The organism is Shinella sp. M31, assembly GCF_049199205.1.
Lineage (GTDB): Bacteria > Pseudomonadota > Alphaproteobacteria > Rhizobiales > Rhizobiaceae > Shinella.
Window position 1 is genome coordinate 1 of the sequence record NZ_JBLZPH010000159.1, and the last position, 13,690, is coordinate 13,690.

General features: G+C 63.8%; 11 protein-coding genes. 8 read left to right on the forward strand and 3 right to left on the reverse strand.

Translation table 11 applies throughout. The annotated features are described in order from the left end of the window. Positions 1 to 30: 30 nt before the first annotated feature. From ACOZKU_RS25635 to ACOZKU_RS25660, 6 genes are all read left to right on the forward strand, one after another. Positions 31 to 1,401, forward strand: coding sequence for a glutamine synthetase family protein (locus tag ACOZKU_RS25635; protein ID WP_421581277.1), 1,371 nt, complete (start codon positions 31 to 33; stop codon positions 1,399 to 1,401). Positions 1,402 to 1,520: 119 nt separating this feature from the next. Beyond that, complete coding sequence (locus ACOZKU_RS25640; RefSeq protein ID WP_421581278.1) at positions 1,521 to 2,900, forward strand: aldehyde dehydrogenase family protein; 1,380 nt, start codon at positions 1,521 to 1,523, stop codon at positions 2,898 to 2,900. Next, entirely contained in the window at positions 2,900 to 4,045 is a 1,146-nt protein-coding gene (locus tag ACOZKU_RS25645) for an iron-containing alcohol dehydrogenase (protein WP_421581279.1), read from the forward strand. Before ACOZKU_RS25640 ends, ACOZKU_RS25645 begins: the two co-directional genes overlap by 1 nt. Positions 4,046 to 4,214: 169 nt before the next feature. Beyond that, the gene (locus ACOZKU_RS25650; protein ID WP_421581280.1) at positions 4,215 to 4,961 is read left to right on the forward strand and encodes an AAA family ATPase; all 747 of its coding nucleotides are present in this window, start codon (positions 4,215 to 4,217) and stop codon (positions 4,959 to 4,961) included. 222 nt (positions 4,962 to 5,183) lie between these two features. Then, positions 5,184 to 5,900, forward strand: coding sequence for an AAA family ATPase (locus tag ACOZKU_RS25655; RefSeq protein WP_421581281.1), 717 nt, complete (start codon positions 5,184 to 5,186; stop codon positions 5,898 to 5,900). A gap of 228 nt (positions 5,901 to 6,128) precedes the next feature. Then, on the forward strand, positions 6,129 to 7,652 hold the full coding sequence (locus tag ACOZKU_RS25660; RefSeq protein WP_421581282.1) for a methyl-accepting chemotaxis protein: 1,524 nt from the start codon (positions 6,129 to 6,131) through the stop codon (positions 7,650 to 7,652). A 192-nt stretch (positions 7,653 to 7,844) separates the two neighbouring features. On the opposite strand, the gene ACOZKU_RS25665 is transcribed toward ACOZKU_RS25660, so the two are convergent. Beyond that, positions 7,845 to 9,218: a L,D-transpeptidase family protein gene (locus ACOZKU_RS25665; protein WP_421581283.1), complete on the reverse strand. Its 1,374-nt coding sequence runs from the start codon at positions 9,216 to 9,218 to the stop codon at positions 7,845 to 7,847. Positions 9,219 to 9,486: 268 nt separating this feature from the next. Between ACOZKU_RS25665 and ACOZKU_RS25670 the strand changes: the two genes are divergently transcribed. Then, positions 9,487 to 10,341, forward strand: coding sequence for a DUF4432 family protein (locus ACOZKU_RS25670; RefSeq protein ID WP_421581284.1), 855 nt, complete (start codon positions 9,487 to 9,489; stop codon positions 10,339 to 10,341). Positions 10,342 to 10,411: 70 nt separating this feature from the next. Beyond that, positions 10,412 to 10,750 (forward strand): TIGR01244 family sulfur transferase, encoded by a 339-nt coding sequence (locus ACOZKU_RS25675; RefSeq protein ID WP_421581285.1) that lies wholly within the window; start codon positions 10,412 to 10,414, stop codon positions 10,748 to 10,750. A 35-nt stretch (positions 10,751 to 10,785) separates the two neighbouring features. On the opposite strand, the gene ACOZKU_RS25680 is transcribed toward ACOZKU_RS25675, so the two are convergent. Together ACOZKU_RS25680 and ACOZKU_RS25685 are read right to left on the reverse strand one after the other, a co-directional pair. Then, positions 10,786 to 12,435, reverse strand: a complete 1,650-nt coding sequence (locus ACOZKU_RS25680) for a thiamine pyrophosphate-binding protein (protein WP_421581286.1) — start codon at positions 12,433 to 12,435, stop codon at positions 10,786 to 10,788. Then, positions 12,432 to 13,628, reverse strand: a complete 1,197-nt coding sequence (locus ACOZKU_RS25685) for a CaiB/BaiF CoA transferase family protein (protein WP_421581287.1) — start codon at positions 13,626 to 13,628, stop codon at positions 12,432 to 12,434. Before ACOZKU_RS25685 ends, ACOZKU_RS25680 begins: the two co-directional genes overlap by 4 nt. Positions 13,629 to 13,690: the final 62 nt, after the last annotated feature.

Genomic DNA, 13,690 nt, shown 5'->3' on the forward strand with positions numbered 1-13,690 from the left:
ATGCCGCGCCCATTGCTGGGACCAAAGACCATGAGCATGACCTACACATTCGATGACCTGAAGAAGGATGTTGCCGAGGGCCGCATCGACACCGTTCTCGCCTGCCTCGTCGATATGCAGGGCCGCCTCATGGGCAAGCGCTTCCAGGCGGAGTACTTCGTCGAAAGCGCCTATGAAGAAACGCATAGCTGCAACTATCTGCTCGCCACCGACATGGAGATGGAGACCGTCTCCGGCTACAAGTCGACGAGCTGGGCCGCCGGTTACGGCGACTATACGATGAAGCCGGACCTCGCCACGCTGCGCAAGCTGCCCTGGCTCGAAGGCACGGCACTGGTGCTCTGCGACGTGCTCGACCACCACACCCATGAGGAAGTGCCGCACTCGCCGCGCGCCATCCTCAAGAAGCAGGTCAAGCGCCTGGAGGCCATGGGCCTCAAGGCGTTCATGGCCAGCGAACTGGAGTTCTTCCTGTTCGACCAGTCCTTCGACGACGCCCGCGAGAGCGGCTACCGGGATCTCCGCCTCGCCTCGGGCTATAACGAGGACTACCACATCTTCCAGACGACCAAGGAAGAGGACGTGATGCGCGCGCTGCGCAACGGCCTGCAGGGCGCCTGCATTCCCGTCGAAAACTCCAAGGGTGAGGCCTCGGCCGGCCAGGAGGAAATCAACGTGCGCTATGCCGACGCGCTCGCCATGGCCGACCGGCATTCGATCATCAAGAACGCCACCAAGGAAATCGCCTGGCAGCGCGGCAAGTCCGTCACGTTCCTGGCCAAGTGGAACTATTCCGCCGCCGGCTCCTCCTCGCATATCCACCAATCGCTGTGGACGCTCGACGGCAAGGAAGCGAAGTTCTTCGAAAAGGATGCCAAATACGGCATGTCCGATCTGATGCGGAACTATGTCGCCGGTCTGCTCGCTCATGCCAGTGAGATCACCTATTTCCTCGCGCCCTATATCAACTCCTACAAGCGCTTCGTCGCCGGCACCTTCGCGCCGACCAAGGCCGTCTGGAGCAAGGACAACCGCACCGCCGGCTATCGCCTGTGCGGCGAGGGCACCAAGGGCATCCGCATCGAATGCCGCGTCGGCGGCTCGGACCTTAATCCCTATCTCGCCATGGCAGCGCTGATCGCGGCCGGCATTGCCGGCATCGAGGAGAAGCTGGAGCTTGAGGCGCCCTTCGTCGGCGACGCCTATGGCGGCAAGGACATCCGCGAGATCCCGAAGACGCTCCGCGGCGCGTCTGCCGCGTTGCAGAACTCCAAGATGCTGCGCGAAGCCTTCGGCGACGACGTCGTCGATCACTATGTCCGCGCCGCCGAGTGGGAGCAGGAAGAGTACGATCGTCGCATCACCGACTGGGAGGTGGCGCGCGGCTTCGAGAGAGCGTAAGGCTCAAGCCAGTCAAGGTCGAACCGGCCCCGGCGCATAATCCTCCAGGGATATTTGCCGCGTGGCTGGATCGGCTATTGTCCGGCGCGAAAATTCATATCGGAAACAGGAAGTCGATCATGACTGTGATCAAATGCATATCCCCCGTGGATGGCTCGGTTTATGCCGAGCGTGAGGCGATGCCGCTGGCGGCCGCTCAGGACGCCGTAGCCCGCGCCAGGAAAGCGCAGAAGGCCTGGGCCAGGCGTCCGCTGGAAGACCGTATCCAGCTCGTGCTGAAGGGTGTCGCCCGCGTCAACGAAATGGCCGACGAGATCGTGCCGGAAATCGCCTGGCAGATGGGCCGCCCGGTCCGTTACGGCGGTGAATTCAAGGGCTTCAACGAGCGTTCCAACTATGTCGCCGAGATCGCCGGCTCGTCGCTGGCGCCGATCGTCATCGAAAACAGCGAACGCTTCGAGCGTCGCATCGAGCGCGAAGCCCATGGCGTCGTTTTCGTCATCGCGCCCTGGAACTATCCCTATATGACGGCGATCAACACGATCGCGCCGGCGCTGATGGCGGGCAATGTCGTCATCATCAAGCACGCCGCCCAGACGCTGCTCGTCGGCGAGCGCCTCGTGCGCGCCTTCAACGAGGCCGGCGTGCCGGAAGATGTCTTCCAGAACGTCTTCCTCGACCATGACACGACCTCGACGCTCATCGCCGGTAATGCGTTCGATTTCGTCAACTTCACCGGCTCCGTCGAAGGCGGCCGCGCCATCGAGCGCGCCGCCGCCGGGACCTTCACGCCGGTCGGTCTCGAACTGGGGGGCAAGGATCCGGGCTACGTCATGGAAGACGCCGACCTCGACGCCGCCGTCGACACGCTGATGGACGGCGCGACCTACAATTCGGGTCAGTGCTGCTGCGGCATCGAGCGCATCTATGTCAACGAGAACCTCTACGACGAATTCGTCGAGAAGTCGGTCGCCTGGGTCTCCAACTACAAGCTCGGCAACCCGCTCGATCCGGAAACCACGCTCGGCCCGATGGCGCACAAGCGTTTCGCCGCGACCGTTCGCGCGCAAATCGCCGATGCCGTCTCGAAGGGCGCCAAGGCGCTGGTCGATCCGAAGCTGTTCCCGGCTGATGACGGCGGCGCCTATGTCGCGCCGCAGATCATCGTCGATGTCGATCACTCCATGGAATTCATGACGGAAGAAACCTTCGGCCCGGCCGTCGGCATCATGAAGGTGAAGAACGACGCCGAAGCGCTCGCTTTGATGAACGACTGCAAATACGGCCTGACCGTCTCGCTGTGGACGAAAGACAGCGACCGCGCCGCCAATATCGCCCGCGACCTTGAGACCGGCACCGTGTTCCAGAACCGCGCCGACTATCTCGATCCCGCGCTGTGTTGGACCGGCGTGAAGGAAACGGGCCGCGGCGGCTCGCTCTCCGTCATCGGCTTCCACAACCTCACCCGTCCGAAATCCTACCATTTCAGGAAAGCATAATGTCCATCACCGCCAACTGGAGCTACCCGACAGCCATCAAGTTCGGGGCAGGGCGTATCGCGGAACTTGCCGATCACTGCAAGGCCGTCGGCATGAAGAAGCCGCTGCTGGTCACCGACCGCGGCCTCTCCACCATGCCGATCACCAAGAACGCGCTCGACATTCTCGAAGCCGCCGGCCTCGGCCGGGCGATGTTCGCGGAAGTCGATCCGAACCCGACCGACAAGAACCTCGAAGCCGGCGTGAAGGCCTTCAAGGACGGCGGCCATGACGGCGTCGTCGCCTTCGGCGGCGGCTCGGGCCTCGATCTCGGCAAGGCCATCGCCTTCATGTCCGGCCAGACGCGCCCCGTCTGGGACTTCGAGGACATCGGCGACTGGTGGACCCGCGCCGACGCGGCCGGCATCGCCCCCATCGTCGCCGTGCCGACCACCGCCGGCACCGGCTCGGAAGTCGGCCGCGCTTCCGTCGTCACCAATTCCGAGACCCACACCAAGAAGGTCATCTTCCACCCGAAGATCCTGCCTTCGGTGACGATCTGCGACCCGGAACTGACGGTCGGCATGCCGAAGGTCATCACCTCGGGCACCGGCATGGATGCCTTCGCCCATTGCCTCGAGGCCTATTGCTCGCCGTTCTACCATCCGATGAGCCAGGGCATCGCGCTCGAAGGCATGCGCCTCGTCAAGGAATTTTTGCCGCGCGCCTACAAGGACGGCACGGATATCGAGGCGCGCGCCAACATGATGTCGGCGGCCGCTATGGGCGCCGTCGCCTTCCAGAAGGGGCTCGGCGCGATCCACTCGCTGTCGCATCCGGTCGGCGCGATCTACAACACGCATCACGGCATGACCAACGCCGTCGTCATGCCGCCGGTGCTGACCTTCAACCGTCCGGCGATCGAAGCGAAGATCAACAGCGCGGCTGCCTATCTCGGCATTGCCGGCGGCTTCGATGGTTTCTTCGAATATGTGCTGCGCCTGCGCGAAGAACTCGGCGTGCCGGACAAGCTCTCGGCGCTCGGCGTCGGCACGGACCGCATCGACGAAATGTCGGAAATGGCCATCGTCGATCCGACCGCCGGCGGCAACCCGGTCGAGCTGACGCTCGACGCGGCCAAGCGCCTCTTCATCGAGTGCATCTGAGCGATTTGACGCGATGATCATCGGGGCGGTGGTCAATCGACTGCCGCCCCATTTCTTTATGACTATGGTTACCAATTACGTCGCATGATGCCTGTCATCAGAATGTCATGTGACTGTCATGCTTGCCCGCTTCCGGTGCAGCCAGACAGTCTGGGGCGGCGGTAGTGGAATGGCAGTCATATCGGTAGCGAACGCCAAGGGCGGTTCGGGCAAGACCACGGCAGCGGTCTTGCTGGCGACGGAGTTCGTCGAACGCGGCGAGCGTACCGCGCTTCTCGATTGCGACGACCTGAAGCTCGCCGCCGGCTGGGCGCGCACGGCGCGGCTTGGCGAAGCGCTCACGCTGGTCGATGCCCTCGCCGTTTCCAATCTCGCCGGCTACCTCAAGGCGTTGCGCGCCACGCATGCGCATATCGTCATTGACCTCTCGGGCGCGCGCGACGCGCTCGTCGCCTTCGCCGCAGGGCTTTCCGATCTCGTTCTGGTGCCGGTGCAGGGCTGCGCCATGGACAGCCGGGGCGCCGCGCATGTGCTGGAACTCATCGATCTCGTCAGCGCCAATTCGCACAAGCCGATCAACCGGGCCGTCGTGCTGTCGCGCGTCAATCCGCTCGTGACCACGCGTGCGCTGCGCAGCGTGAAGGCTTTGCTCGACGGAGCGAAGATCCCCGTCATCGGCACGCCGGTCATCGAGCGCGCCGCGTTTCGCGACATGTTCGAGACGGGCGGCACGCTCTATTCGATCACGCCCGACCGGACCAGCAATCTCGACAAGGCGATCCTCAACATGCAGGCCCTTGCCGACGAGGTGCTGCGTTTTGCTGCGGCGGATGCGGGCCGGAAGCCCCTGGCGCGGGCCGAGGCCGGCGCTCCCATGCGGACAGTCCAGCTTGCAACGGCTGCTCCTGCGCCCTGAATTCTTACCGTTAACAATTGACAGAAGTTTGAGCAGCGCTGGTTTTCCGGGATTTTCGTTGAATATACCGGTTGTCTGCCTGCGGTCTCATTAATCTTCGCGATCCGCAAATTTCCATTTCATTAACCATCTTTTGAAAGATTTGATTAAGCGGGCGCCATCTCCACCGGGACGTCTGACGAGAGCGATGAGCAGGCTCGAAAGCATTTTACGAGGAAAGACATGCCAGTCATCACATTTGCCAATGCCAAGGGCGGCGCGGGCAAGACCACCGCGGCGCTCATCCTGGCCACCGAGCTTGCAAGTCAGGGCCACCGCGTCACCATTCTCGATGCGGATCCGCAGCGCTGGATCAGCCACTGGCACGAGATTTCCGGCCGCCAGCGCAACATCGCCGTCATCTCGGAAGTCTCCATGGCCTCCATCCAGTGTCACATTCGCGAGAACCGCGACACGACGGATTATTTCATCATCGACCTCGCCGGTGCCCGCGATGCGCTGGTCGCGACCGCCATCGGCCTATCGGATCATGTGATGATCCCGGTGCAGGGCTGCGCGATGGATGCGCGCGGCGGGGCACAGATTCTCGAACTCCTGAAGCAGCTCGACGAGAAGGCCGGCATCCGCATCAACCATTCCGTTGTGCTGACCCGCATGAACGCCATGGTGACCACCCGCGCGATGACGGCGATCAAGTCGCTCCTGTCCTCCCGCGGCGTCACGGTGCTCGATACGCCGATTGCTGAGCGCACTGCTTTCCGCGATATTTTCGACTGCGGCGGCACGCTCTATTCGATGGATCCGGCCAAGGTGAGCAACCTCGACAAGGCGCGCGAAAATGCCCGCCTGTTTGCCGAGGAGGTGCTGCGGCTCATGCCGTCGCGCAAGCGCGTTGCCACCGCGCGGGGCTTCTTCCGGACGATCCAGCGCGCGGCATAAGCGTCTGAACTTGACGGATGCCAGAAACGGCTGCGACCAATGGCGCAGCCGTTTTCCTGAATAAAAGCAAAGCTGGTAATGAACAATTTACCATGCCCCACCTAGGGATACGGCATCGAAAAGCTTGTTCCCATGGACCTATGACGGGTCGCGGACGTGACGATGCCCCTGGCAGCGCCGTCCCCCGGACGATCGCCGCTTTCTCCTCTTGCCGCCAGGACTTTCAGCATGAAGCCAGCCTCCGGGACCGCCAGCCAGAACCACGACATCGCCCGCCGCCTGGACTATCTCGGCCTTGACGAGGCCGCGCTGAAGCGCCTGCGCAGCCTCAAACCCTTCATCGAGAAGGAGCTCGGTCCGGCGCTCGACAAGTTCTACGGTGTCGTGCGCAAGAGCCCGGAGGTCAATCACCTCTTCTCCAACGATGCGCATATCGACCGCGCCAAGACTGCGCAGCTCGGCCATTGGGCCAATATCGCCGCCGGCGATTTCACGCATAATTATGCCGCCAAGGTCCAGACGATCGGCCATGTGCATGCCCGCATCGGGCTGGAGCCGCGCTGGTATATCGGCGGCTACGCGCTGATCGTCGAGCATCTCCTGACGGAAGCCGTCAAGTCGCTCTGGCCGAAGGGCGGCCTGTTCTCGCGGCGGGAGATCGAACCGGAAGAATTTGCAGCCCGCTTCTCCAGCCTGCTCAAGGCCATGTTCCTCGACATGGATCTGTCGATCTCCGTCTATATGGACACATCCGACGTCACCAAGCAGCAGGCGGTTCAGGCGCAGGTGCTGGCCGAAGAGCGCGGGCTCGTCAGCGACAGTTTCGGCGCCGCACTGAAGCGCATTTCCGACGGCGACCTGACAGCACGCATCACCGGCGCGCTGCCGGAGGCCTACGAGGCCCTGCGCGAGGACTTCAACCACGCCATCTCCACGCTGTCGCAGGCGATCGGCAATATCGGTGTCGGCGCCGGATCGATCCATCTCAGCGCGCAGGAAATCGCCGCGGCCTCCGACGATCTCGCCAAGCGCACCGAGCGGCAGGCGGCAAACCTCGAAGAGACGGCGGCTGCCGTCGAGGAAGTCACGACAACCGTGCGCCAGACCGCGCAAAGCGCCAACGAGGCCAACGCGCTGGTGCAGGCGGCGCGCGGCAATGCCGAGCGCAGCGGCGAGGTGGTGGAGCACGCAATCACCGCGATGGGTGAAATCCAGGCCTCGTCCTCGGCTATTGCCAACATCGTCGAGGTAATCGATGAGATCGCCTTCCAGACGAACCTTCTGGCGCTGAATGCCGGCATCGAGGCCGCGCGCGCAGGCGAGGCGGGCCGCGGCTTTGCCGTGGTCGCCTCGGAAGTGCGCGCGCTGGCCCAGCGTTGCGCCGATGCGGCCAAGGACATCCAGAACCTCATCGCCAAATCGCATGGCCAGGTCGAGGATGGTGTGCGCTCGGTCAACGAGGTCGCGGATTCGCTCCGCCTCATCGTGACGCAGGTCGTGGAAGTCAGCAGCGTCTTCGATACGATCCGTTCCAGCACGGCCGAGCAGGCGACGGGCCTGCAGGCCGTCAACCAAGCCGTCAACGCCATGGACCAGATCACCCAGCAGAACGCTGCCATGGTGGAAGAGGCCAATGCGGCGAGCCAGGCCTTGACGCAGGAGGCCGCTTCCATCGCCGCCCAGCTCAGCGCCTTCCGCACCGGCGGCACCGCCCAGCCCGCCAAGGGCTCCGGATATAGCCGCGTGGCTTGAGGCGAGCGTTTAAAAGAAGGAGCCCCTCACCCTAACCCTCTCCCCGCAAGCAGGGAGAGGGGACGTGCTCCACGCAACGAATATTGCTTGAAGAAAAACGATGCGGCACATTCCCTTCTCCCCGCTTGCGGGGAGAAGGTGGCGGCAGCCGGATGAGGGGTGAGCCGTGAAGCTCACCGCTACCTCAAGGTATCAATCAACGAATTCGACCGTCACGCCGGCGCTCGTCATCTTGGCGAGTTCGGTGGCGTCCCAGTTGGTCATGCGAATACAGCCGTGGCTCTGGGTCTTGCCGATCTTCGACGGTTCCGGCGTGCCGTGGATGCCGTAGGTCGGCTTGGACAGCGCGATCCAGACGGTGCCAACCGGGCCGTTCGGGCCGGGCTGCAGGGTCAGCACCTTGTTGTTGGCGCCCTGCTGGAAGTTGATCTTCGGATTATAGGTATAGCCGGGGTTCAGCGCGATGCGCTCGACATTCACGAGGCCGGACGGCGAGGGCGTATCGGCCGAGCCGATGCTGGCCGGATAGGCGGCGATCAGCGTGCCGGCTTCATCATAGGCGAGCACCTGCTTGCGACCCTTGTCGGCGAGGATTTTCGCGACCTTGCCGGTTTTGGGCACACCCGTGTCGATGACCTTGACGATCGTGCCGGGGATCGTGAAATCGACGCCCGGATTGATCTCCTTGAGATAGGCCTCGTCCATATGGAATTTCTCGGCCAGCATTTCTGTGGTCGAGGTGTAGGAGAGGTGCGGCAGCGCGGCCTTCTGGGCGTAATCCTCCGGGATCGACGCGACATAGGGGCCGGCGGCATCCGCCGCGGTGATCTCATAGGTCGTGAAGGCCATGCCGCCGGACAGGCGCAGGCGCTCCAGAATGTCATCGGCATTGTTCGGATCGAGCGTCTCGCCGGTCGCGTTCTGCCAGGCTTCGATCGCCTTGGTGACGTTCGAGCCCTTCTTGCCGTCGATCACGCCAGGCGAAAAGCCTTCGCGGTCGAGAAACACCTGAAGGGCTGTGATCTCGGCGGAGGACATCTTGCCGAGCGCCGTCGCGGGCTGGAACTTCGGGCCGGGCACGAATTCGGCGTTCGGGTCGGTGGTCTCCGGCAGAGCGGCGCTGTCATCGGTGCCGTTGGAGAAGTCGGGCATCTGCTGCGAATTGAAGTCGGCATCGGGCAGCGTCTGGCGCTCGATGTCACCCGGCAGCGCCTCGCGCATTTCCGGCACGGAGCTGGTGGTCAGGTCGTCACCGAAATCGGACGAGGGGGCGGGCGGGAAATAATCCGGATTGGTTTCCGGATAGCCGCTGACCTCGCGATAGCGATCGCGGCGAGGATTGTTGTTGCGCGCGAAGTAGCGGTCGGCCGGCATGGCGGTGGCGACGACGCTACCCCAATTGTCGACGAGAACCGTGTTGCCGCGGCTGTCGCGAGCCCAGCGCACGCTGCCGTCGTTGGGGATATAATCGAGAATATCGCCCTCCGGCGAGACGAGAACCGTATCGCGGGTGGACTGTTGTGCATGCGCAGGCGCCAGGGCGATTCCCGTGAAGGATGCCGCCATAAGGAGCGAAATGCTTGTTCTCAATATATAATTCACGACTTTTGACCTGCCAGCTTGCACATATCGCGCGGACGGAACACTTCAATTCAGACCTTAATATGGAAAAACTGAATCGATGGTGAACGCTACGTCAACGCTGCATGCAAAAACTTGTGATCGGACTTTCCGCGCCGGCGAAAAATTGTGTGCCGACAGCGGGCTAACGGTGGCGTGGGCAAAACGTTCCCATTAGCATGCCCCGCTCTATCGCCCTTTGCCGGAGTTTTGGATGACCTTCGCCCTGACCGCGGAAACGCCAGACCAGTCCTTCCGTCTCGAGCTGACGCCGCAGTCGGCGCTGGATGGCGGCAGCGCGCTCTTTCACGGCGTCGATCTCGCGCCGGGATCGGCCATTCCCTCGGATGGCGATCCGCGCATCGACAAAGCGCTGCCGGGCTTTCTCTTCACCTGCGGGCCGGATCACATCCGCCATCCAGTGCCGATCGAGGGCGCGACCGATGGCCGACGCTACCCGCTGCACGGTTCGCTCTCCTCGCATCCGGCAAAGGATATCTTGATCGAGGAGGACGAGGGCGAGGTTGTCTGCGAAGGGCGCGTCGCCGTTTCGCTCGCCCACGGCGGTACGGCGGAGCTGGTGCGTCGCTGGCGTGCCGATCGGCGCACCGGCCATATCACGCTCGACGATACCGTCTTCAACAGCGGCGAGACGGCCTGGCCGCCGTTTGCCATGTACCACATCAATTTCGGCACCGGCCTTTTCGACGAGACCACGCGGCTGACCGGCGCGATGCTGCCCGGCGGCAGCCTGCCGTGGCGCTTCGATGAGGGCGATACGAAAATCTTCTGCCTGCCGGCGGCCGAAACGGCGGAGCATGGCTGGGCGGAGATCGCGGTCGGGCCGATTGCGGCGCTTGGTGGTCGAAGCATGGTCATCCGCTTCCGCACCGACACCTTGCCCTATCTTCAGGTCTGGCGGAACCAGTCGCCGGGCTGCGCCGTGCTCGGCATCGAGCCGGTGTCGCACCGCCTTGCCTCCCGCGAAGAGTTGATTGCATCGGGTGAGGCGCCTGAATTTTCACAAGGGGAGAGCATCGACTACGGCCTCTCCTTCGAACTCCGCTAGATTTCGCATGATTGACGCCTCCATAGTGCGGGCTTAAACGAGAGCGCACCAATCGCGAAAGGACCTGTCCATGGATATCCGTGAAATCAACGACGAATATTCCGTTTCCGGCCAGATCACCGTCGAGGATCTCGACGCGATCGCCGCCATGGGCTTCAAGTCCATCGTCTGCCATCGCCCCGACCACGAGGAAGCCGGCCAGCCGGAATTTGCGACGGTTGCCGCCCGCGCGCAGGAACTCGGCATCCAGACCGCCCATGTGCCCGTCGGCTCGATGGGCGTGACGGCGGAAGCCGTCAGCGGCATGATGGACGCGCTCGACGACCTGCCGCGCCCGATGCTCGGCTATTGCCGCTCCGGCATGCGCTCGACCAAGACCTACGAACAGGCGCAGCACCTCCGCGGCTGATAGGGGAAGGGGCGGTTTTCACCGCCCCTCGAAGATCATTTCCCGCTGCGGATATCCGAAAGCGTGCGCGTCGGCGTGATCGCTTCGGGGTCGAGTTTCACCTCGATGATCGCCGGCTTGCCGCTGGCGCGGGCGCGCAGGAAAGCATCGGCAAAATCTTCCGTCTTTTCCACCGTCTCGCCGTGGCCGCCATAGGCGATGGCAAGGGCTGCGAAATCCGGGTTTGTCAGGTCTGTCGCGCTGACGCGGCCGGGATATTCCCGCTCCTGATGCATGCGGATCGTGCCGTAGATGCCGTTGTTCACGACGACGGTGATGATCGGCAGATTGTAGCGTACGGCGGTTGCAAATTCCTGGCCGTGCATCATGAAGCAGCCATCGCCGGCAAAGCAGATGACCTCACGCTCCGGGAAGAGCTGCTTGGCGGCAACGGCGGCCGGCAGGCCGTAGCCCATCGAGCCCGATGTCGGCGCCGCCTGCGTGGCGAAACGGCGGAAGCGGTGGAAACGGTGCACCCACGTCGCGTAGTTGCCGGCGCCGTTGGCAAAGATCGTGTCGTCGGCGACATTCTCTTCGAGCCAGGCCATGATAGGACCCATCTGCACGTCGCCGGGGCCGGCCATCGGCGGCGTGGACCATTTCAGGAAGGAGTCGTGCATGGCGGCGGTGCGGGCGGCCCAGCGCGGCGTGCTCTTCGGCGAGACGCCGTCAAGCGCTGCAACGAAATCCTCCGGGGCGGCACAGATGGCGAGATCCGGGCGATAGACGCGGCCGAGCTCGGACGGGTCGGGATAGACATGCACCAGCTTCTGCGCGGGGTAGGGGCTCTGCAGCAGACTATAGGTGGAAGACGGCATTTCGGAATAGCGGCCGCCGAGCAGCACGACGAGGTCCGCCTCGCGGATTTCCTTGCCCAGCGCCGGGTTGATGCCGATGCCGCTGTCGCCGGCATAGTTGGGGTGCTGGTGATCGAACAGCATCTGCCGGCGGAACGAGCAGGAGACCGGCAGCGACCAGCGCTCGGCAAAGTCCGTGAAGGCCGTGACGCTCTCCTCAGACCAGCGCGTGCCGCCTAGGATGACGAGCGGGCGTTCGGCGGCTTCGAGCAGGTTTGCGAGTTCGGCGATCTGCTTGCGGCCGGGATGGGCCTCGACCGGCATATAGGCCTGCGGCTCGACCGTCTCGACCTCATCCGTCAGCATGTCCTCCGGCAAAGCCAGCACGACCGGGCCGGGGCGGCCCGAGGTGGCGACGGCAAAAGCGCGGGTGACGAATTCGGGAATGCGGCGGGCATCGTCGATCTCCGCCACCCATTTGGCGACTTCGGTGAAGGCGCGGCGGTATTCCACCTCCTGGAAGGCCTCGCGCTCGCGCGCATCGCGCTGCACCTGGCCAATGAAGAGGATCATCGGAATGGAATCCTGCCGTGCGATATGCAGGCCGGCCGAGGCATTGGTGGCGCCCGGCCCGCGCGTGACCATGCAGATGCCGGGCTCGCCCGTCAGGCGCCCCCAGCAATCGGCCATCATCGCAGCGCCGCCTTCCTGGCGGCAGACGAGCACGTCCACATCCGTGTCATGCAGCGCATCGAGCACGGCGAGGTAGCTTTCGCCCGGCACGCAGGCGACGCGCTTGACGCCATTGGCAACGAGGGCGTCGACGATCAACTGGCCACCGGTCTTCATGCGCTTTTCTTTCCTGCTTCGAGCGTTGCGAGTTCCGCCATCACGGCATCGGTATGTTCGCCGAGCCGCGGGCTGGGGCGATCGTAAACGAGCGGCGTGCCGGAGAAAACAATGGGCGTGCGCACGCCGGGAATAAGATTACCGTCGGCATCCGGCAGGTCGACGCGCATGCCGCGCGCCTTGATCTGCGGGTCGTCGAAGGTCTCGGCAATGGAGTTGATCGGCCCGGCCGGCACGCCTTCGCGTTCGCAGGCATCGAGCAGATCGGCCTTGCTGAGCGTGGCCGTCGCCTCCGTGACGAGGCGGCGGACTTCGACGCGGTTGGCGACGCGGGCGTGGTTGGTGGCGAAACGCTCGTCTTCAGGCACGCCCGCGAGCTTCAGAATGCCGCACAGCTTGCGGAACTGCCCATCATTGCCCACCGCGAGGATGATGTGACCGTCGGAGGCCGGCACCACCTCATAGGGCGAGATGTTCGGATGCGCATTGCCGAGCCGCGCCGGCGCCTTGCCGGAGGTGAGGAAGTTCATGTTCTGGTTCGCCATCACGGCGGACTGCACATCGAGCAGCGCCATGTCGACATGCTGGCCCTGGCCAGTCTTCATGACATGGATGAGCGCGGCCTGGATCGCGGTGACGGCATAGATGCCGGTAAAGATGTCGGCAATCGCCACGCCCGCCTTCATCGGCTCGCCATCCGGAGCCCCCGTGACCGACATGAAGCCGGACATGCCCTGCACGATGTAATCGTAGCCGGCGCGGGCGGCATAGGGACCATCCTGGCCGAAGCCGGTGATCGAGCAATAGATGAGCTTCGGGTGTTTCTTCGCGAGGCTCTGGTAGTCCAGCCCGTATTTCGTGAGGCCGCCCACCTTGAAATTTTCGATGACGATATCGGCGGTGGCGATGAGACGGTGAACGGTCTCGCGGCCTTCCTCGGTCTTCAGGTCCACGCTGATCGAGCGTTTGCCGCGATTGGTGGAGTGGTAATAGGCGGCAGAGAGGTTTTCGCCGTCCTTGCCCGTGACGAAGGGCGGGCCCCAGGCACGCGTATCGTCGCCGCCGTCGGGGTTTTCGATCTTGATGACATCGGCGCCGAGATCGGCCAGCATCTGCCCGGCCCAGGGGCCTGCCAGGACCCGCGCCAGTTCGATGACCCTGATGCCCGACAGCGGCAGGTTCGACTTCTCCATCGTGTACTCCTCCTCGTGACCGGCGCAAAGCAGCCGGCCGTCGGGCTTTTCGCCCGTTTTCC